The 20,371-nt window shown below is 42.2% G+C and carries 18 protein-coding genes; 12 read left to right on the top strand and 6 right to left on the bottom strand.

What is annotated here, in order from left to right:
• The first annotated feature begins 6 nt into the window (after window positions 1-6).
• Genes AB685_RS10795 through AB685_RS10815 form a run of 5 tightly spaced genes read left to right on the top strand, consistent with a single transcriptional unit; the run spans window position 7 to window position 6,710 of the window.
• A complete protein-coding gene (locus AB685_RS10795; protein WP_047970611.1) occupies window positions 7-1,182 on the top strand; it encodes an acyl-CoA dehydrogenase family protein in 1,176 nt (391 codons plus the stop codon).
• Between the two features lie 17 nt (window positions 1,183-1,199).
• Window positions 1,200-2,351, top strand: coding sequence for a thiolase family protein (locus AB685_RS10800; RefSeq protein WP_047970612.1), 1,152 nt, complete (start codon window positions 1,200-1,202; stop codon window positions 2,349-2,351).
• A gap of 28 nt (window positions 2,352-2,379) precedes the next feature.
• Complete coding sequence (locus AB685_RS10805; RefSeq protein ID WP_047970613.1) at window positions 2,380-3,954, top strand: fatty acid--CoA ligase; 1,575 nt, start codon at window positions 2,380-2,382, stop codon at window positions 3,952-3,954.
• Window positions 3,951-5,048, top strand: coding sequence for a CaiB/BaiF CoA-transferase family protein (locus AB685_RS10810; protein ID WP_047970614.1), 1,098 nt, complete (start codon window positions 3,951-3,953; stop codon window positions 5,046-5,048). Before AB685_RS10805 ends, AB685_RS10810 begins: the two co-directional genes overlap by 4 nt.
• A 39-nt stretch (window positions 5,049-5,087) precedes the next feature.
• A complete protein-coding gene (locus AB685_RS10815) occupies window positions 5,088-6,710 on the top strand; it encodes a long-chain fatty acid--CoA ligase (protein WP_047970615.1) in 1,623 nt (540 codons plus the stop codon).
• Window positions 6,711-6,816: 106 nt separating this feature from the next.
• Here AB685_RS10815 and AB685_RS10820 read toward each other — a convergent pair whose 3' ends face one another.
• The 3 genes from AB685_RS10820 to AB685_RS10830 form a co-directional block, all read right to left on the bottom strand.
• Window positions 6,817-7,941, bottom strand: a complete 1,125-nt coding sequence (locus AB685_RS10820) for a M14 family metallopeptidase (RefSeq protein ID WP_047970616.1) — start codon at window positions 7,939-7,941, stop codon at window positions 6,817-6,819.
• A 27-nt stretch (window positions 7,942-7,968) separates the two neighbouring features.
• Entirely contained in the window at window positions 7,969-9,159 is a 1,191-nt protein-coding gene (locus AB685_RS10825) for a sodium:proton antiporter (RefSeq protein WP_047970617.1), read from the bottom strand.
• 102 nt (window positions 9,160-9,261) lie between these two features.
• On the bottom strand, window positions 9,262-9,669 hold the full coding sequence (locus AB685_RS10830) for an ion channel (protein ID WP_047970618.1): 408 nt from the start codon (window positions 9,667-9,669) through the stop codon (window positions 9,262-9,264).
• 490 nt (window positions 9,670-10,159) lie between these two features.
• On the opposite strand from AB685_RS10830, the gene AB685_RS10835 reads away from it, so the two are divergent.
• Together AB685_RS10835 and AB685_RS10840 are read left to right on the top strand one after the other, a co-directional pair.
• The gene (locus AB685_RS10835) at window positions 10,160-11,047 is read left to right on the top strand and encodes a TIGR01777 family oxidoreductase (RefSeq protein ID WP_047970619.1); all 888 of its coding nucleotides are present in this window, start codon (window positions 10,160-10,162) and stop codon (window positions 11,045-11,047) included.
• Window positions 11,048-11,114: 67 nt separating this feature from the next.
• A complete protein-coding gene (locus AB685_RS10840; RefSeq protein ID WP_047970620.1) occupies window positions 11,115-11,489 on the top strand; it encodes a TraR/DksA C4-type zinc finger protein in 375 nt (124 codons plus the stop codon).
• An 89-nt stretch (window positions 11,490-11,578) separates the two neighbouring features.
• Here the strand turns inward: AB685_RS10840 and AB685_RS10845 are convergent, their stop codons facing one another.
• From AB685_RS10845 to AB685_RS10855, 3 genes are all read right to left on the bottom strand, one after another.
• Window positions 11,579-12,853 carry an ATP-binding protein gene (locus tag AB685_RS10845; protein WP_047970621.1) on the bottom strand — a complete coding sequence of 425 codons (1,275 nt, stop codon included), beginning with the start codon at window positions 12,851-12,853 and terminating at the stop codon, window positions 11,579-11,581.
• A 130-nt stretch (window positions 12,854-12,983) separates the two neighbouring features.
• Window positions 12,984-14,345: an MFS transporter gene (locus tag AB685_RS10850; protein WP_047970622.1), complete on the bottom strand. Its 1,362-nt coding sequence runs from the start codon at window positions 14,343-14,345 to the stop codon at window positions 12,984-12,986.
• Between the two features lie 28 nt (window positions 14,346-14,373).
• Window positions 14,374-15,216 carry a patatin family protein gene (locus AB685_RS10855; protein ID WP_047970623.1) on the bottom strand — a complete coding sequence of 281 codons (843 nt, stop codon included), beginning with the start codon at window positions 15,214-15,216 and terminating at the stop codon, window positions 14,374-14,376.
• Between the two features lie 236 nt (window positions 15,217-15,452).
• Between AB685_RS10855 and AB685_RS10860 the strand changes: the two genes are divergently transcribed.
• The 5 genes from AB685_RS10860 (at window position 15,453) to ilvE (ending at window position 20,346) form a co-directional block, all read left to right on the top strand.
• Window positions 15,453-16,445 (top strand): iron-siderophore ABC transporter substrate-binding protein, encoded by a 993-nt coding sequence (locus AB685_RS10860; protein WP_047970624.1) that lies wholly within the window; start codon window positions 15,453-15,455, stop codon window positions 16,443-16,445.
• Window positions 16,446-16,509: 64 nt separating this feature from the next.
• A complete protein-coding gene (locus tag AB685_RS10865; protein WP_047970625.1) occupies window positions 16,510-17,304 on the top strand; it encodes a (2Fe-2S)-binding protein in 795 nt (264 codons plus the stop codon).
• 318 nt (window positions 17,305-17,622) lie between these two features.
• Window positions 17,623-18,873 (top strand): threonine ammonia-lyase IlvA, encoded by a 1,251-nt coding sequence (gene ilvA, locus AB685_RS10870; RefSeq protein WP_047970950.1) that lies wholly within the window; start codon window positions 17,623-17,625, stop codon window positions 18,871-18,873.
• A gap of 377 nt (window positions 18,874-19,250) precedes the next feature.
• Window positions 19,251-19,409, top strand: a complete 159-nt coding sequence (locus AB685_RS31680) for a hypothetical protein (RefSeq protein WP_198530490.1) — start codon at window positions 19,251-19,253, stop codon at window positions 19,407-19,409.
• Complete coding sequence (gene ilvE, locus AB685_RS10880) at window positions 19,402-20,346, top strand: branched-chain-amino-acid transaminase (RefSeq protein ID WP_047970627.1); 945 nt, start codon at window positions 19,402-19,404, stop codon at window positions 20,344-20,346. Before AB685_RS31680 ends, ilvE begins: the two co-directional genes overlap by 8 nt.
• Window positions 20,347-20,371 lie beyond the last annotated feature (25 nt).

A 20,371-nucleotide genomic window follows, 5' to 3' on the forward strand; every position in this document is an offset into this window, starting at 1 on the left:
AGTGGTTTGAAATCGCTTTCAACAAAAAGAGAACCAAGAAAACATCCATATTTAACAGAGGACCATCAACAATTCAGAAAGTCTTTACGCAAGTTTTTGGAAAGGGAAGCTGTTCCTTTTTATGATGAATGGGAAAGTGATCGCATCATTCCCCGTTCGTTTTGGACGAAGATGGGGGAACAGGGCTATCTTTGCCCGGATATTGATGAAAAGTATGGTGGAAGTGAGACAGATTGGGGTTATTCCGTCGTCATTAACGAAGAGCTCGAGCGTGTCGGAACAGGCCTGATCGGCGTTGCACTTCACAATGATATTGTGGTTCCTTATATCACGAGCTTTGGGACAGAAGAGCAAAAGCAGAGATGGCTGCCTTCTTGTGTGACCGGTAGAACGATTTCGGCGATTGCGATGACGGAGCCTGGGACGGGTTCGGATCTTGCCAATATTAATACGACTGCAAGACTGGAAGGCGACCATTATATCGTCAACGGGGCAAAGACGTTCATTACTAATGGAATCCATTCAGATTTAGTTATTGTGGCAGTCAAGACCGATACAGAAATTCGTCCACAGCATAAAGGAGTTAGTCTACTTGTAATTGAGAGGGGACATCCAGGCTTTTCTAGAGGCAGAAAGCTGGACAAAGTGGGGCTACACTCACAAGATACAGCCGAGTTATTTTTCGAGGATTGTAAGGTGCCTAAGGAAAACCTACTCGGTAAGGAAGGTCGTGGGTTCTTATATTTAATGGACAAACTGCAGCAGGAAAGACTGTTGGTGGGCATTGGAGCCCAGATTGCTTCAGAAGAAATGCTGCAATCCACTATCGATTATGTGAAAAGCAGGGAAGCGTTCGGCAGACCTGTCAGCCAATTCCAGAACACACAGTTCAAGATTGCCGAAATGGCAACAGAAGTGGAAATGGGTCGGACATTCCTTGACCAGCTAATTGCCGACCATATTGCCGGGGAAGATGTTGTGACAAAAGTTTCGATGGCAAAATGGAAACTGACCGAGATTGCCAGAAACATCGCGACCCAATGCATGCAGCTTCATGGCGGGTACGGGTATATGGAAGAATACAAGATTGCGAGAAGATATCGTGATATTCCTGTTGCGAGTATCTATGCAGGAACAAACGACATTATGAAAACGATTATTGCCAAAAACTTAGGATTGTAAGGAAGGGGATTTTCAGCATGAGAGAAGTCGTCATTGTAGAAGGGGTACGAACACCAGTGGGAAGAAGAAAGGGGTTACTAAAAGATTACAGGCCAGATGATCTAGCAGGAGAAGTTCTGAAGGAGCTAGTAAATCGCGCCGGGATTGACGCTGGACTTGTGGAGGACGTCATTTTTGGATGTGTGACACAGTCAGGCGAGCAGGCCGGGGATATTGCAAGGGTTGCCGCATTGATTGCAGGGTTCCCGATTGAAGTCCCTGGGACCACTCTTGACCGACAGTGCGGTTCCAGTCAGCAGGCTGTCCATTTTGCATCACAAGCCATTTTGGCGGGTGACATGGATGTAGTCATTGCCGGCGGAGTCGAAAATATGACAAGAGTGCCGATGGGATCCAACTATCAAAAGGCGCCGTTCAGTGACAGGCTGCAGGAAAAGTATGAAATCATCAATCAGGGACTTTCCGCGGAAAGGATTGCGGAAAAGTACGGATTTACTCGCAAGGAGTTAGATACCTTTTCTTATGAAAGCCATCAAAAAGCATTAAAAGCGCAAGCTGAGGGTTATTTTGCAAAAGAAATCATGCCGATTGAAGTGACATTGGAAGATGGCTCGACATTTGTGATGAAGGAAGATTCCGGTCCTCGCAAGGAAACGTCGGTGGAGGCACTTGGTGGATTAAAGACCGTGTTCAAAGAAGATGGCGTTATCCATGCAGGGAATGCAAGTCAGATCAGTGATGGAGCAGCGGCCCTTCTATTGATGACAAAAGAAAAGGCATTGGAGCTTGGATTAAAGCCGCGATTCAAAGTTCATACAAGGGTGGTGGTCGGGTCCAATCCAACCTTGATGCTGACAGGTCCGATTCCGGCTACGGAAAAAGTACTGCAAAAATCTGGCCTGTCCATTGAAGACATTGATGTGTTTGAAGTCAATGAAGCCTTTGCTCCGGTACCAATGGCTTGGCTAGAGGAAACAGGTGCAGATCCGGCAAGGCTCAATCCGAACGGAGGAGCAATTGCATTAGGACATCCACTTGGAGCAAGCGGTGCGAGGATTATGATCAGCATGATGCATGAGCTCGAACGTACAGGAGGAAAGTACGGCTTGCAGACAATGTGTGAAGGACATGGTATGGCGAACGCAACCATCATTGAAAGGCTTGATTGATATTTTAAGAAAAGTAGGAGGATGAAAGATGTCGATAACGATTGGGAGAATCTTTGATCTTACAGTACAAAAGTTTCCGGATAAAGAAGCGCTTTATGATGTGAAGAAAAATGTACGTTATACCTACAAGGAATGGAATGTGGAAGTAAACAGATTAGCCAACTCCCTAATGGATGAAGGAGTGAAAAAAGGGGACAGGGTCTCTACACTACTTTTTAACACAGAGGAGCTTGCCACGACGATGCTTGCTTGTGCGAAGATTGGAGCTGTATTCAATCCAATCAATTTCCGTTTGCAGCCAGAAGAAGTGGCATTCATTTTAAATGATGCCCAGCCGAAAGTTGTGATGTATGAGAAAGCGTTGGAGCCTGTTGTTGCTTCCATTGTCGGGCGTTTTGATAAAACGGGGTTCTGGATTATTGATGGGGAGGAAACTAGTTATTCCTCCTCTTATCAAGAAAAGCTTAAATCCTCTTCAACTGATGAAGTGGCTATCAATGTCCTGGAAAACGATACCTATGCCATTATGTACACTAGTGGGACAACAGGAAGGCCTAAAGGGGTGATTCACCGTCACAGGGATATGGCCGAGCAGAGTTTGATCGTTATATCAGCTACCAAGCTTGAAACAGAGGATATTGGGCTAGTGACAGCCCCGATGTTTCATTGTGCGGAATTGCATTGTGCAGTCATTCCAAGGATTCATGTTGGTGGAAAAAATGTCATCCTGCATCATTTCGAACCGAAAAAGGTACTGCAGCTCATACAGGATGAGAAAGTGACAAAGTTTTTTGCGGCACCCACTATGTGGAATATGTTGTTGCAGGAGAACTTTATTGACTATGACTTGAGCAGTTTAAACCTTGGGTTATACGGAGCTGCTCCGATGGCACCGGCACTTGTAAGAGCGTGCCACGACTTATTAGGAATATCGCTTGTCCAAGCATACGGCATGACGGAAATGGGACCGGCCATTACCTTTCTATCGGAAAAAGATCAGCTCAGGAAAGCTGGATCTGCTGGACAGGCATGCCTGAATCACGAAATTAGGATTGTGCGGCCGAACGAAGAGGGACCGAGTGACCCTGATGATATGTTGCCTGCAGGCGAAGCAGGCGAAATTCTTGTACAAGGCCCTTGCATCATGAGTGCTTATTTTAACAGAGAGGAAGCGACAGCCGCTGCCATGTATAAAGGCTGGTACCATTCAGGGGATATTGGCTATCTGGATAATGAGGGCTTTTTATTTGTAAAGGACCGGGTGGATGACATGATCATCAGCGGCGGAGAAAACATCTATCCACGGGAAGTCGAGGATATCCTTTATGAGCACCCCGGTGTTCTGGATGTAGCCATTGTCGGCCTTCCTGATGACCGCTGGGGAGAAACAGTGACAGCGTTTGTGGTGAAGAAAAACCAGACACTGACAGAAGAAGAGCTAGATGCTTTCTGCTTGAACAGTTCCCAGCTGTCACGTTATAAACGCCCTCGTAAGTATATATTTGTAGATGCCCTGCCTCGGAATGCGAGCGGGAAAATACAAAAGTTTGTCTTGAGAAAGCAAATGGAAGAGCTTGTAACAGAAGAGAAGTCGTCCCGATGACAGAAAACCTGCTGGAAGGGATTAGAATACTGGATTTCACCAATCATCTGCCTGGCCCTTTTGCCACCCAACGTTTGGCCGATCTCGGTGCAGAGGTAATCAAAGTGGAACCTTTGGCAGGGGATCCCGCCCGTCATACTGGGATCAAGCGTGATGGAACTGGTGTGGTTTATCTCGCTAATAATCGCGGGAAGATGAGTGTGTCCGCCGACTTGAAAACCGAGGAGGACAGGGAAAAAATAGTGAGTTTGGTAGAAGGCTGCGATATTATCATAGAAAGTTTCAGGCCTGGTGTGATGTCCCGGTTTGAACTCGACTATGAGACTATTAAACTGCGAAAGCCCGACATCCTCTATTGTTCCATTACAGGGTACGGGAACAATGGCAGATGGAGTAAGTTTGGTAGCCATGATATCAACTATATGGCTTTGAGCGGGATGCTTGCACAATTAAAGGATACATCTGGCCGTCCCATTCACCCTTCCATCACCATAGCCGACTACTTTGGCAGTATGGCAGCCTGTGAAATGGTGCTGGCTCTTTTATTAAAAAAAGAGCGATCAGGTTTAGGGGGCTACCATTCTATTAGTCTTATAGATGTTGCCACTTCCTTCATGGGGACGCACCTATCCATTCATCAGGAGGCAGGAGAGAACCAAGGCATCACGCTACTGAATGGGGAACTCATCAGCTATGGGATTTATGAAACGAAGGACGGGCGATTTATGGCGCTCGGTGCACTGGAAAATAAGTTTTGGGAGAATTTCTGCGAAGCGGTGGACCGGGCAGAATGGCTTGGAGCACATTTTTCCGTTAGAAGAAAAAGTAATCCTTTTGCACAAAAGTTAGAAGAATTGTTTGCTAGTCGGACAATTGAAGAGTGGACAACCTTTAGTCAAGATGTCGATTGCTGCTTAACACCGGTGTTGGAAGTAGGAGAACTTTCTAGTTATCCATATTTTATAGAAAATAAAAGTATTTTTCAGGATGAAGCAGGAAATGTAAAGGTTGCTATGCATGGTGGAAGTTCAAACGGATACAAGCATTCTCCAACTGTGGGAGAGCAAACAGCAAAATGGTTGGACAAGCTTTAACGTAAGCTAAAATCATTTAATCGAGAGGGGTAATGTTAGATGATGAATGTACCAATGACCGTCAGTTCCATGCTTGAAAGAGCGGAAAAGTTTTTCCCGAACAAAGAGGTTGTCTCACGAACTCTGTCTGGAGTGCAGCGTTTGTCCTATCGTAAAATTGGCGAGCGGACTCGAAGACTATCCAGTGCGCTGGAAAAGCTAGGGGTGCAAAAAGGCGATAGAGTAGGAACCTTCGCATGGAATCATCACCGCCACCTGGAAACCTATTTTGGAATTCCTGGAATGGGTGCAGTGCTTCATACCATCAACATCAGATTGGCTCCAGAGCATGTAACTTATATAGTTAACCATGCCGAAGATGTGGTCATGTTTGTGGATGAAGACCTTCTCCCGCTGGTGGAACGTGTGAAAGATCAGCTGGGTACGGTAAAAGCATACATCGTCATGACAGATAAAGAAGAGTTGCCCGCGACGTCACTACATCCCGTGTTCTCCTATGAAGACTTATTGGAAGAGGGAGATCCAAATTATTCTTTTGTAAAAGATATAGATGAAAATGATGCGGCAGGAATCTGCTATACTTCCGCGACAACAGGCAATCCAAAAGGTGTTGTCTATTCGCACCGCTCCTTGGTTCTCCATAGTTTCGCGCTTGGGTTGGCGGATACAGCAGGACTGTCCGAATATGATACATGCATGCCAGTTGTGCCGATGTTCCACGCAAATGCCTGGGGGTTGCCGTTTGCAGCAACCTGGTTTGGTACCACACAGGTGCTGCCTGGACCACAGTTTACTCCGCAGCTCTTGGCGGAGCTAATCCAAAGCGAGAATATTACTTTGACTGCCGGCGTACCGACCATTTGGCTCGGGTTGTTGAATGAATTGGAAAAAGGATTATATGACACATCCAGTTTGCGGGCGATTTTATGTGGTGGTTCTGCTGCTCCTAGGGGCATGATTAAGACCTTTGAAACGAAGTACGGTATCCCTTTCCTTCACGCATATGGCATGACGGAAACAACCCCTCTCGCTACAGTTTCAAGGTTGAAGAGTCACCAGGCAGACCTTGACGAAGAAAAAATGCTGGATATCCGTTCGATGCAAGGCCTGTTGGTACCTGGACTAGAGATGAAGGTCATCGGTGCAGACGGGGAGGTTCAGTGGAACGGGGTAGATATGGGGGAACTTTGTCTACGTGGACCATGGATTGCAGATGAATATTATAAGGATGAGCGTTCTAATGATGCATTTATCGACGGCTGGCTACATACAGGCGATGTGGTTACCGTTGATGAAGAGGGTGTGGTAAAAATTGTGGACCGCACCAAGGACCTTATTAAGAGTGGTGGAGAATGGATATCCTCTGTTGACCTTGAAAATGCGATCATGGCACATGAAGCCGTATTTGAAGCAAGCGTGGTTGCCATTCCACATGATGAGTGGCAGGAAAGACCTGTCGCGTGTGTCGTGCTGAAAGAAGCTTTTGTTGGCAAAGTGGAAAAGCAGGAGATTATCGCTTTCATTTCACCACAGTTCGCGAAATGGTGGCTGCCTGATGAGGTAATCTTCATGGAAGAGATACCGAAGACTTCGGTAGGGAAGTTCCTGAAACGTGCGCTTAGGGATATAGTGGAGAAAGAGATGAAGAGTACAGTAGAATAAAGGAATATATAAGGAGAAAGGCCTTTCGGTTTTTGAAAGGCTTTTTCCTCAAAGAAATTAAAAACTGACATCAACTTATAAAGTCAATGCCAGTCTTCACAGAGGACTATTTTAATATGCCCTCTCTCCCCAAGACAACCTCGAATCCTAAGCGGGCTTCCTTCAAAACGGATTCTCTCCACTCTCTGTCTTTCGGATAAAACATCTTCTGGAATTCATCCATCACCCACTGTCTGTCTTCTTCTTTTTCTGCACCGTACCAATAGAGCTGGTTTTCAAGTAGGATAGTGGTGAATTCACGCAGTTCGGCCTCTTTGTCATCTCCAAAGGTGCCAAATTCAAATAGGGCTGAGAAGAGATATGTATCGGGATACTCTTCTTTTTTAAGCTTATGGAAGTGGTTGGTAAAATCCCCCTTTACCTTATCCGGCGTGAATGTTTGGATGTTTTTTAATGGATACAAGGACTTTAATTCTTCTTCTTTGCGGGAATCAGTCTCTGACACCATCATCGTAATTTCGTTGGATGGACCTAGAGCTGTGTGCCAATCCATATGGATGACACGCCTATAGGTAGAAAGCAGCCTTCTCTGCACGCTCTTCAGGAAGTGGGCCGATTCTTCTGGTTCCTTGCCTCCGAAGTAGACCCCCCGCTCAAATTCGAACTGCCCCATGCCTTTTGCCTCGCTGATTCCACTGTAGCCTTCCTTGATTGAAGCCTTGGTCAGGTGGGAATATAAATCTGTTTTTTCCTTTTTTATGTTTTCGACTTTTCCGTTCGGCAAAAAGAGGTCTTTTGCTTTAGCGAAATTTTTGTTCACGTCTTCCGGTACAGAACCAAGGTCGTACAAATAGTTTCGGTTTAGGTCAATATTATTTTCCGTTACCCTGCGGAAGTTTCTCATTCCCCAAGGGTTCAATGCATGTATCAGACAGATACCGGTTGTTTGGGGATCGATTCCGTTCAAGTAATCATCTACAAAAAGATGCGTTACGGCAGCGCCTGCATACCCTTCAATACCGTGTTCCCCAGTGGTGAAGAAAAGAACCTGTTCATTTGAGGATATGGCCTCGGAAGAGATCATATCAATCGTGTTATCCTTTTCCTTCCCTATATTTTCACTCGTCAACTCCGCTTTCGGCCATTTTCTCTTGATTTTTTCCAAGTGTCCTTGGAATGTCTTTCGTGATTCCTCATAACTAGGTTGGAAGTATTTCTCGATTTCCATCATGATAACATCACCTTTCTAGAAATAAATTTATTTCTGCAATTTCTTTGATAAAGGATGAATGCCGATACTTTGAACAACCAAAGAAATCAGCACTGCGGCAAAGGATAAGGAAATGATCTGATCGGTATCCTTCACCTCTTGAGCTTGAAGGCTCAAGATTAGAAAAACAGACATAGAACCTCTTATACCGGACCAGCTTAAAAGAATGGATTCCTTCCAGTGGAACCTTTTCCTCCATTGCGGAAAGAGCTGCGTAGAACCGGTTATAATAACTAACCTCACCAGGACCGAAGCCAGGAAAATCAAGATGACAAGGCCCCAATTTTCAATCGATAGGTGGTGACCGGCCACTATCCCAATCAAAAGGAATAATAGCGAGAGAATGGAGATTTCCACTACCCCCCAGAAACCGTCAAGGGATTCTCGGAAGTGATCATTCTTGATGGACCGGTCAAATTCGAATGAAAGCATGATTCCAGCAAAAACAGTAGCCAGCACTCCTGAAAATCCGAAATGCTCAGCAAAATTGAATACTCCATAGGCAAGGATGATGCTCAATGTAACCTGATACTCTTTATGGTGGGTAATGTGCACCGCCTTACTGAAAAGCCAGCCTACAGCAAGCCCAATGAATATTCCTCCGAGGGAAACATATAGAAATTCCACAAAAAACGAACCGACAGAAAAAGACTTTCCATCTTTTAGATAGATGCCCGTTATTACCGTAAATAAAACGATACTTGTCCCATCATTGATAAAAGACTCTCCTTCCACCACTTCCGCCAACACCTTATTGCCCGAAGCCTTTTCCAGAATGGAAGTGACAGAGACAGGGTCGGTAGGTGTCAGTATGGCTGCAATCAAAAGGCAGCCTACAAAGGATATGGAAACAATAGGAACACTAACGGCATATATAGCCAATCCGAGAAGAAAGACGGTTATCAGAATTCCTACTGTTGCCAAAAAAGCAATAATACCTCCATTTCGTCTAAATGCTGCAGGTGGAAAGCGATAGGCTGAAACAAACAACAGGCCCGGCAAAAAGAGGTGATAAATCACTTCTTTTGTGATCTCAATGGAAGAGAAATAAGGAATGAAAAACAGGCCTATACCAATCAGCACAAGTATCGGAGGAATCGGAATATCCTCCTTTTTCTTATCGATGGTGAAGATAATATAACCGATTAACAGCAAAAGTATATACGGTGTAGTATTCATTGTTATAGCCTCCATTAGGTAAAAAGGGACTGACTAAAACGGTTGGTCTATAAATACGAAAAAGCAACAAAGCTTACGAAAACAGCCAATTCATATAAAAGATTACTCGCTTTCCTCAGAGGAGCTGCCCAAAGCACTCATGAAGTAGGCAGTCGGCAGGAGCAGGCCCAAGCTTGCTTGAATAAGAGCGAAGAATCTGGCACTTCCTACAGGTATAAGGTCACCATATCCTACAGAAAGCATGGTTACCCCGCTAAAATATAGGAAGGTAAGAAAATCCTCGGAAGCCTGGTCTCCATTTATATCAGACACCCTTAATATGACTTCACCGCTGGACAGCAGATAATACAGAACAGCGAACCCAAAGGTGAGGGCGGTCATTACGAAGAACAGCTTTAAAAATAGTGCTGAGTTGGCATAGCTTTTTTTGTATGTTTTGTTGGTGAAAAAATAGAACAGGTTTATCAATATAAATATGATAGTCAACCCTATAAGTGCACTTGATAGCATATAATACCTCCTTCCTCATAGTTTGTCGTTTCCCTTCTCACGAACGTTAAAACCATACAAGGATAAGTGCTCAATCAAAAAAAAGACATTTCACCTTCTCATCCAACTAAACACCACACCATAACTATGCTAAAATAAATGGTAGATACTTCCTAATAAAGGGCGTGTCCTGAAAATGAAAAAGGCTGATCTATATCAGTACAAAAATCACCCCAAATACAAAGTAAATACAGTAGATCAATGGAATACTTCTCTCCCATATCCAAATAAAACCGGATGAAATTTATGATCCTGAGAAAAAAATAAAGCCATTTCACAAGGACCTAAAAGTAAACGGATTTGGACTACTAAGACTCTTTATCCATGATACAGTGGACCTGAAGCCATCCCAACTCGTAATAGTAAAGGAATCAGATAGTTCAGTAGAAGAAATAATCGTCTATTGGTACTGGCCGTTCCGATAAATAAAACATAGAAGAGAGGTACACAATTGAACAAAAAAGTAGTACTTGCAGGAGGAACCGGATTCATCGGAAGATACTTGGAAAAGCAATTCATTCAACAAAACTATGAAGTTAAAATTATATCAAGGCAGCCTCAGCACATAGCATGGACAGATATGAAGGAGATTGAAGCAGCAATCGATGGTGCGGAGCTAGTCATCAACCTGGCTGGAAAGTCCGTCGATTGCCGCTATAATGAGAAAAACAAAAAGGAAATATTCGATTCAAGAACAGAGACGACAAGAATCATAGGGGAATCAATTAAATCTGTCCCAAATCCTCCAGAATTATGGATTAACTCCAGTACAGCAACCATATACCGACACGCCGAGGACAGACCGATGACGGAAACAACCGGTGAAACAGGAGAAGGATTTTCCGTCGAAGTGGCCAAAACGTGGGAAAAATCGTTCTTTAATTTCAACCTGCTACAAACAAGACAGGTGGCATTACGTATTGCCATAGTACTGGGAAAAAATGGCGGTGTAATGACACCATTCAAAAACCTGGTAACCTTTGGTCTTGGTGGAGTCCAGGGGCCAGGAACTCAAATGTTCAGCTGGGTACATATTGAAGATGTCTACAGAATCATGCTTTTCATAAGAGATAGAAAAGAATTGCAGGGAGTGTTCAACTGCTCTGCACCAAACCCGGTCTCAAACAAACAATTCATGGCTGAAATGAGAAATAAAATGAATAGAAAGATAGGATTGTCTTCCCCCAGATGGATGCTGGAAATCGGAGCGGTTATCATCAGGACAGAAACAGAATTGATTTTGAAAAGCAGGTGGGTTGTACCGGAACGATTGGAAAAATATGGGTATCAATTTAAGTATCCCAGAATAGAAGAAGCATTAACCGAGATTTTACAATAGAATTTCAGGTTGTTTTATTCCTCACTTTTCAGGGAATACCTTCACTAGATGAAGGGAGTAGATAGAAATGAAATTAACAAAAGAAAAGCAGAAAACACTTCAAACCAACCTGGAAAAGATGAAAGAAAGCATAGAGAAAAAGCGGGAAAACAGTATATTAGATGAGTCGATGCGTGAATCTACAGGAGAAATCACCTCTGGAATCGGCAACCACCTGGCAGAAGGGAATGCCGAGAGAGTGGATAGAGAGCAGGAACAAACCTTTGAGCAGATCGATGAGAAATTGCTAGGTGAGATTGAAGAAGCTTTAACCAGAATGGAAGAAGGAACGTATGGTACTTGTGTGGATACTGGGGAAGAGATTCCGTATGAACGACTTGAAGCACTGCCTTATGCGAAGCGAACTGCTCAAGCGCAGGAGAAATTTGATAAAGGTGAATAAAGAATAATTACCAAAATAACATGTTGCTTATATATTCAATAAAAAGCCTGAAGCCTACCGCAATTCTGCGATAGGTTTCAGGCTCTATTTTATCTTATAAATCCTACTTGTCCGGCATCCGTATCCCATTTGAAGTTTTTTTTCTTCTTGTTATCTGCTTGCAGATCCGCACAAATCTTTTCCACGTCCACTGTCTTTTCATAATGCCACTGCAAGGCGACAGAGGTGTACAACTCATTCAATTGTGCATAGGAGAATCCATCTGTCAGCTGGTTGATCTTCATTAACTCTTCCTCTGAAATGAATTGAAGCATATTCTTCTTTTTTAAATAGCCCATTCTTAATTCCAAAGTAGGTAGTTTAATCTCGTATGCTCTGTCAAAACGTCCGGAACGATTAATGAGAGCAGGGTCAATTTTCTCAGGATAGTTGGTAGTTCCAATTAAGAAGATCCCTTCCTTGGAAGTTGCCCCATCCAATGTATTCAAAAAGACGGACCTGACTTCTATTGGCATCGAATCAATATCCTCAATTACCAATGCCATCGGTGTCATCCTGTTTACGGTGGAAAACACTTCATGAACGGAGTAGCTTGAAGTGTGCTCGGTGATTTGCCAATATGCAACGGGTGCTGTAATGCTGTTGGCAATCGACTTCACAAGTGTAGTTTTTCCATTTCCAGGCTTTCCGTATAGCAAGATTCCTCTCTTATAGGGAATTTCATAAGTTTTAAAGAAGGAGCCGCTATCAGTAAAGAACTCGTCGATAGAACGATAGATTTCCTTTTTAAGAGATTCTTCTAAAAACACATCATCACGTGTAACAAAAGTGGTGATTTTCTCTTTTGTGCTTTCGATACCATTTTCCGTGTCAGTAAAAACGGTGACATAGTTTTTCGTGTAGTCCCGCTTTCTTTTAATCACATAGTTTAAAAAGGTTAAGAGGCCTTCATTATTCTTGGCCAAAATAAAATCATGAATGGTCTCTGTATGAGTTTGAAAAATAGGACATCTGACCACTGCCACTTCGTACTCTGTATAGTAGTAAAGAGTATTAGTAAGACGTGGTTTAATGATGAATTCGAGCTGATCTTGATTATGATTAGAGGAGATCGTTCTTGTTTCTAGTCCATCAAATACGTGGGTAACAGCTTCCACTTTTTCAGGATGAATCTCTAAGTCCTCTTCAAGTACTTCCCAAATTTCATTGGATGTTTCATCATCGCCATAAAGATAAAAGTCAGTGCCATATTTATTGTATAGGGCATTTTTCAGTTTGCTGACCACATAACCGAAATCATAATAGCTTCCGATTTCTTCGCGGTCTTTTTCATTGAAGTGAATTAAGTAAGGTGTTTTTTGCATGCAAGTCCTTCTTCCATTTTTGGTAGTTATTTCTTATCATAATATATTTTACTGAGAAAATTGGTTTGAGGCAACAAAAAAGACAGTCATGGAAGGACTGTCGGTGTTTTGTAGTTCTTCTATAGCTATATCAAAACTGTACTCGTTTTTTTGTATTATACTGTAAAAACACAATCGATGTTAGCAGTAAAAGCCCCGAAACCCCCAAGAAGATATTGCGATAAATCTCTTCGACGGGTAAGTGCCCTTGCCATACTATCAACAATCCAGTTAACGCCACCCCAAATGCACCACCGAAAAATTGTACAAGCTGGGCGATTCCCATGCCTGCTCCAAGTTCCGATTTATCCATGATTCTCGATATCTCGTTTGAGATACTTGAGGTAAGTGCTGAAAACCCTGTGCTCATAAACATGTAAGTAAATAAAATGACATAGGGGGAAAGATTCCCGAGTAGTCCGAATGATAGAGTGGAAATGATTAGAAATACCTGACCGAATAAGATCAATGGCATATTACCAAAGCGGTCGATAAATCTTCCAATGAACTGTGCGGCAATGGCAGAAAGAATGGCTCCTGGGAAGATAAGTAATCCAATTGTTGCAGGTTCCTTGTTAAAAATGACTGCTAGCATAATCGGCATTAGAAATAAAGCCGAAAAGTGGGTGACAAATGCCCCAAAGCCGATTCCTAATAATTTCACAAACTGCTTGTTTTTTAATAATGCCGGTTGGATGAACGGCGTGGAAACCTTGTGAATATGGCGCCACAACCACAAGAGTGCAGTAATGCTAACTACCAAGATTGGTACGGAAAACGTGGATAGGTATAGTAAAAGTCCTGTCACTCCAATGCCGATTAACATTCCGCCCAGGTAATCAAATTTGATTTTCTTTGTTTCTTCAGTAGGTAATAGCTTACGAAAGAGTGGAAGGAGCAATAACACGAATCCTGTCACCACGAAAAGGTAATGCCAGCCCAAGTATTGGGTAATCAGTCCCCCAAACACAGGACCTAGACCAAAACCCAGAGAAGCGGCCGAGGAGATGAAGGCCATTGCTTTTCCTCTTCGTGAGATTGGAATATAGCGCCCTGCCAATACCATGGCAAGCCCCGGGACAGCGCCTGCTCCGGCAGCCTGCAATAGTCGCGCGGCCAATAGCCAAATGAAATCGTTTGAAAAAAATCCAATGATTGACGATAAGGCCAGCAAGCCAAGCCCTATACTTAGCAGCTTTCTAATTGGTAAAAAATCTGACAACCTGCTATAGGTCAAGGTTGAAATGGCAAACACGATGGAATAGCCAGATACAATCCAGGAAGCGGTGGAGGAGGATAGGCTCAGCTCGCTCAATACACTAGGTAAGGCAACATTGAACATGGTCGTATTCATGACAACAAGCCAAACAGTGGCGCTCCAGATAAGAATGATTTTATTTTCTTCTATTACGGGTTGTTCTAGTTCTTTATAATCGGCAGCGTGTGATACCATTTGTCTCACCAGTTTCTAAATTAGTATTTTATTTTAAGAATTCTTGTAGTGTCTTGTAGTTGTTTTTCGCATCTTCATACCCTAGTTCATAAAGGGATTGAAGACGTTCCTTTTTCCGTTCCATTCTGCCTACAGGTAACGGCTTGCTTGGCTGAAAAACAAATGTGGAACCTTTTTCTTTCTCAGTTTCCACATAGTCCAATGTGTCATTATAGAGTTTGTAACGTGTCTGAAGACGCTCTGAAATGATCGGAAATTGCTTGTATTTGAAAAGTGATGAAAACCGACTAGCTTTCTTTTTATACCCAACAGGTTTCGTCAAGATGACAACATTTTTTTTAAAGCCGTCCTTTTGTGCTTTTTTTAAAGGAATAGGATCAATAATTCCCCCGTCCAAAAGCATTTTGTCTTGATAAGCGACACTCGGTGCGACAAAAGGAAGGGAACTTGAAGCGCGTATCACTTGAAGCATGTCTTCTCCGTGCTGATCCATATTATAGTATATTGGTTCGCCGGTCAGACAATCCGTTGTCACGACAACAAATTGCTCGGTTCTATTCAGGAACGTTTCATAGTCATATGGAACAAGTTTATTGGGAATCTCATCAAATAGAAAGTCCATATCGAACATCTGACGTTTCTTCCAATAATTCCGGTAGGAAAGATACCGTGGGTCTCCAACAAAGTCAATATTGACCTTTTTGTTTCTCCCTGGTTGTCTGGATAAATAGGAAGCCGCCATACATGCTCCGGCAGATACACCAATTACATATGGAAAGTATAAGTCCTTTTCCATAAAATATTCTAAAATTCCGGCAGTATATACCCCGCGCATACCTCCGCCTTCAAGCACTAAGCCACTGTTCAACAACTGCAATCCCTCTTTTCATACAAGCTTTGAAGTCCATTTATTCAATAAGGGATATTGTAACAAACCATTAGACCCTTTGTCCGAAACGATGCCTGAAAAATTAAAACCTGATAAAAAGTCCATGCAAATTGTTCGAAAAGTGCATAGCGTTCCTGATCTATTGGTCCTATAATAATAATGAAAATCATTATCAATTACATAGACTGATTTTACAGTCAGACGAAAGGGAGATAGAAATGAAGAAGAAAAAAGGGTTTATTCAATTACTGCTTGCCTTCAGTATTATGGCACTACTTTTAGCTGGATGTGGAGCAAACAATACAGGAAGCAACACAGGTGAGAACAGTACTAAAGGCGATGATGCAGCAAAAGCGGAAGAGTCTACGGAATACACGGTTCAGCATGCAATGGGTGAAACTACGATTGAAAACACACCACAAAAAGTCGTGGTACTGACAAACGAAGGAACAGAAGCTGTATTGGAACTAGGGGTAAAACCAGTTGGTGCTGCTAGTCCTGGAGTAGGCACAGAATGGTACGCACATATCAAAGAAGATATGGAAGGGGTAACGGAACTGGGGGAAGAAACAGCACCGAACCTAGAAACAATTGCAAGTCTTCAACCAGACTTGATCATTGGAAACAAAATTCGTCATGAAGAAATCTACGAACAATTAGAAGCCATTGCACCAACTGTATTCTCTGAAGATTTAGCAGGTGACTGGAAGCAAAACTTTGAACTATACGCGAAAGCCTTGAACAAAGAGACAGAAGGTAAAGAAGCAATGGCAAATTATAATGAGCATGTGGAAGAAGTAAAAGGTAAGTTAGCAGATAAATTGGATATGGAAGTTTCTGTTGTCCGTTTCTTACCAACCACGGTTCGAATTTATCAAAAAGATACTTTTGCTGGAACGATTCTTTCTGATTTAGGATTTGCACGTCCAGAGGCACAAGACAAGGATAACTTCATGGAAGTCATTACAGAAGAACAAATGAGCAGCATGGATGGAGACGTTATGTTCTACTTCAATGCAGATTATGATGAAGAAAAAGGCGGCACAAAAATGCAAGAAACTTGGATGAAGCATCCTCTATATGAAAAGCTAAATGTTGCTCAAACTGATTCTGCCTTTAAAGTAGATGAAATCATTTGGAATCTATCTGGGGGAGTTAAAGCGGCAAATCTTCTATTGGAAGATATCGTGAAGTATATGGAAGAAATGTAAATAGAGAATAAAGAAGGTTGACATTTGCTGTCAGCCTTCTTTTCATAGAAAAGGAGGAGGGAAATTGGAATATAAAGAACAAACGTGGACTTGGACACAGATGGAAAAATTCTTTTACATATCAAATCAAGAAATGAAGAATGTTGTCTGGGAGTGTCGGATAAGTGAGTTGGTCAATCCAAAGATTCTACAAGAACTATTAGATATCTATGGAGTTGGAATCAAGGCAACAACAAAGGACGTTACCATTATGTATCTTGCAGGTTGGTTTGGATATTTATGTGGTGCTATACATTTTCTTTCCTCAGATGGATGGAGGGTACTCCCTGAAAATATCAAATTGCAAATATATGAGAGTCAGCGTGGCACCATGATGATCTCATTTGTACTACTCTCTGAAAAATTGGATAGACAAGGAGATAGAGAGTGGGTAGTAGAATTTTATGAAGAGATCATGACGCCTGTTTATAAGCAAATGCAATGTATGTCCAATAACAACAGCATTCTGCAAATGTGGTACCAAGCTGCACATAGTCTTTATTGGATTTCGGATCGAATGAAATATTCGAATCTTCCTGGACGCTCTGTCCTTCAATATAAAAAGAATCTAGAAATATTCCAAGAAGAAACTCCCTCTTCCTGCTTGGGAGTTATGACAGCGAAACATCCCTATGCAAAAAAATTAATATTTATCGATAATCCATGGGATTTGGATGATCCAATGCCATTAAAGCCTTCTTGCTGTCTTGCCTATCAGACTGAGGGAGGACATTTATGCTATACCTGTCCGAGAATGAAGAAATCAGAACGTCAGGACAATTTCAATAAAGTTTTGGCACAGCATTCGACAACTAAGTGAGTTTGTCGGATGCTTTTTTATATTTTGGATAAAAAATTCATCGTGACATTCCCAAACAACATGTTGTACAATAATTCACAATATTCATTTTTTACTAAAGCTCTTTACTCAAAGGTTGTTGCTATTCTCTTGTAAAAAGTCGGAAATTGGACTTTTTACAGCTTATCTACTCTAAAATTCGCATGAAGATTATTTCGAAAGCCAAGAAAAGAGCACGACAACAAGGTATATAACGGTTGGTTGATTAATGCGAAAAAGCAACAAAATTTACGAAAACAGCCTTAATTAAAGGAAGGAGCGGTAAGATTGGCAAAAGCAATGCATACAGGAGTGTCAACAGAAGAAGTGGAGCGCGCCTATGAGGTGTTGAAAGATGTGGTTGTCAGAACCACGCTTCAGTTGGATACGATTTTATCAGAACGATATAACTGTAAAGTGTATCTCAAACGGGAAGATCAACAGATGGTTAGGTCATTTAAAATAAGGGGTGCATACTATTCGGTACATAGTTTGACGGCCGAACAACGGGCAAAAGGTGTAGTGTGTGCTAGTGCTGGTAACCATGCACAAGGGGTCGCTTATGCCTGTAAGAAGCTTGGAATAAAAGGAAAGATTTATATGCCGACCACTACCCCACGGCAAAAAGTGTCAAGAGTGGAGTTTTTTGGTGGAGAGTTTACAGAAGTGGTTCTTACTGGTGATACGTACGATGATTCCTATCATCAAGCGATAAAAGTCTGTGAAGAGGAGGGGATGAAGTTTATACATCCCTTTGACGATCAATTGACGATCACTGGGCAGGCAACCATAGGCTTGGAAATTTCAGAGCAATTACAGGAGGAATGTTCCTATGTGTTTATGAGTATTGGAGGAGGAGGACTGATTTCCGGAGTAGGATCCTATTTGAAAAAGAAAAGCCCCGATACGAAATTGATTGGCGTAGAACCGTTTGGTGCTCCAGGGATGAAGCAATCATTGGCTCAAAATGAAGTGGTGCGTTTAAATGAAATTGATAACTTTGTAGATGGAGCGGCTGTTAAGCAAGTGGGACAGTTGCCGTTTGAGATGACAAAAGAACTTGCCGATGACGTGGTATTGGTTCCAGAAGGAAAGGTATGTACCACTATTCTGAAATTGTACAACGAAAACGCAATAATTGCCGAGCCAGCTGGAGCATTGTCGATTGCTGCACTGGACTTTTATAAAGAGGAAATTGAGGGGAAAACGGTTGTTTGTATTGTAAGTGGAGGCAACAATGATTTAGATCGCATGCAGGAAATGAAGGAACGGTCTCTTATCTATGAGGGGTTGAAGCACTACTTCATCGTCAATTTCCCGCAGCGCGCAGGAGCTTTACGGGAATTTATGGAGGATGTTCTTGGGGAAACGGACGATATTACCAGATTTGAATATACTAAAAAGAATAACCGTGACAAAGGACCGGTGTTGGTTGGTGTTGAATTGCGTCAACCTGACGATTATTTCGCGATTATAGAACGTATGGAAAAGAAAGGATTCACTTATATAGAAATCAATAAAGATAAGCAGCTGTTTAATTTATTAATATAATTTTAGCTTGTGTGGAACAAGAACGGGGAAACTCGTTCTTGTTTTTGCATTTACGTGAAAAAAAGGAGAGTATGTAAAAAAAATTAACAATCTTTTGTAAGCGTTTTCTTTGTTAATAGAACAAATATGAAAGCGTTTTACTATTATCAGTAAAATTAGAATTATCTGAAATTAGGTGTTGACTGCCTGTATAGACGGTATTAAAATAACAACAACTCAAAGAAACATTGATAAATGAAATAACATTTCTCTTATCAGAAGGGTGTCTAGGGTTCCGGTGATTTTAGGAAAATAAAGTGGTAGTGAAATGAAGGATAAGATCCTACTATCACAATATTTTTTGAAGCATGTCTGGTCCGAGCGATACCAACACAATCTTGACAGATGGTGTACACCGCGAGGAAAAAAGCCTCTACGGACAGGTTCTGATGAACGTTCAACGTTTATTAAACCTGACCAAGGGGCAACTTTTTCACCGACTTATGTCAGAATATTCAAACAACATTAAATGGAAAGAGGAGATTAGTTATGTGTAGATACATCTATATGAATGGTCAACTAGTAGAAAAAGAGAAGGCAGTTGTATCTGTATATGATCATGGGTTCCTTTACGGCGATGGCGTTTTTGAAGGAATCCGAATGTATAACGGAAATGTATTCCGTCTTCGCGAACATCTTGAAAGACTATATGATTCTGCAAGATCTGTATTATTAGACGTCCCCTATACCATGTCTGAACTAGAGAATATCATTGCCGAAACTCTCAGAAAGAACAAGTTGTATGATACGGCCTACATTCGACTAGTCCTATCAAGAGGAATCGGAGATCTCGGTTTAGATCCTACAAAATGTAAAACTCCAAACCTAATTGTCATTGCAGAGCAACTGGCATTGTTCCCAAAAGAACTGTACGACGTAGGAATTACGATGGTAACCGTTCCTACGAGAAGAAATCGACCAGATATCCTAAGTCCGAAAGTAAAATCCCTGAATTACTTGAACAACATCATGGTGAAGGCAGAAGCAAATATGGCCGGCGCCAATGAAGCACTCACGCTTAACACAGAAGGCTATGTAGCAGAAGGATCAGGGCAGAACATCTTCATTTTGAAAGGCAATAAGTTATTGACACCGCCAAGCTACGTTGGAGCGTTGGAGGGTATCACGAGAAATGCCATCATCGATCTTGCTAATGAAATGGGATACGATGTTCGCGAAGAGCCGTTTACAAGGCACGATGTGTATGTTGCTGACGAAGTTTTCTTGACAGGAACAGCAGCAGAAGTCATCCCGGTTATCAGCCTGGACGGCAGGAAGATTGCAGATGGAAAGCCAGGTAAAGAAACACACAAACTCCTAAACCGTTTCCGCCAATTAGTTGTAGAAGACGGCCATAAAATCTACCCGGAAGAAACGCAAGTTGGCTGGGAGATCAATGGTGGAGTGTTGTTGGGTGAAGCGTTGAATCATTAAAGTGATAAAGAGGGTCTGACCCTCA

Source organism: Bacillus sp. LL01, assembly GCF_001037965.1.

Bases quoted from the DNA above. Each gene is read 5' to 3' on its own strand.
- ilvE (WP_047970627.1), top strand. From the start codon at position 19,402: ATGTGTAGATACATCTATATGAATGGTCAACTAGTAGAAAAAGAGAAG.
- ilvA (WP_047970950.1), top strand. From the start codon at position 17,623: ATGCATACAGGAGTGTCAACAGAAGAAGTGGAGCGCGCCTATGAGGTG.
- AB685_RS10840 (WP_047970620.1), top strand. From the start codon at position 11,115: ATGAAATTAACAAAAGAAAAGCAGAAAACACTTCAAACCAACCTGGAA.
- AB685_RS10845 (WP_047970621.1), bottom strand. From the start codon at position 12,853: ATGCAAAAAACACCTTACTTAATTCACTTCAATGAAAAAGACCGCGAA.
- AB685_RS10820 (WP_047970616.1), bottom strand. From the start codon at position 7,941: ATGATGGAAATCGAGAAATACTTCCAACCTAGTTATGAGGAATCACGA.
- AB685_RS10810 (WP_047970614.1), top strand. From the start codon at position 3,951: ATGACAGAAAACCTGCTGGAAGGGATTAGAATACTGGATTTCACCAAT.
- AB685_RS10850 (WP_047970622.1), bottom strand. From the start codon at position 14,345: ATGGTATCACACGCTGCCGATTATAAAGAACTAGAACAACCCGTAATA.
- AB685_RS10800 (WP_047970612.1), top strand. From the start codon at position 1,200: ATGAGAGAAGTCGTCATTGTAGAAGGGGTACGAACACCAGTGGGAAGA.
- AB685_RS10815 (WP_047970615.1), top strand. From the start codon at position 5,088: ATGATGAATGTACCAATGACCGTCAGTTCCATGCTTGAAAGAGCGGAA.
- AB685_RS10805 (WP_047970613.1), top strand. From the start codon at position 2,380: ATGTCGATAACGATTGGGAGAATCTTTGATCTTACAGTACAAAAGTTT.
- AB685_RS10830 (WP_047970618.1), bottom strand. From the start codon at position 9,669: ATGCTATCAAGTGCACTTATAGGGTTGACTATCATATTTATATTGATA.
- AB685_RS10825 (WP_047970617.1), bottom strand. From the start codon at position 9,159: ATGAATACTACACCGTATATACTTTTGCTGTTAATCGGTTATATTATC.
- AB685_RS10860 (WP_047970624.1), top strand. From the start codon at position 15,453: ATGAAGAAGAAAAAAGGGTTTATTCAATTACTGCTTGCCTTCAGTATT.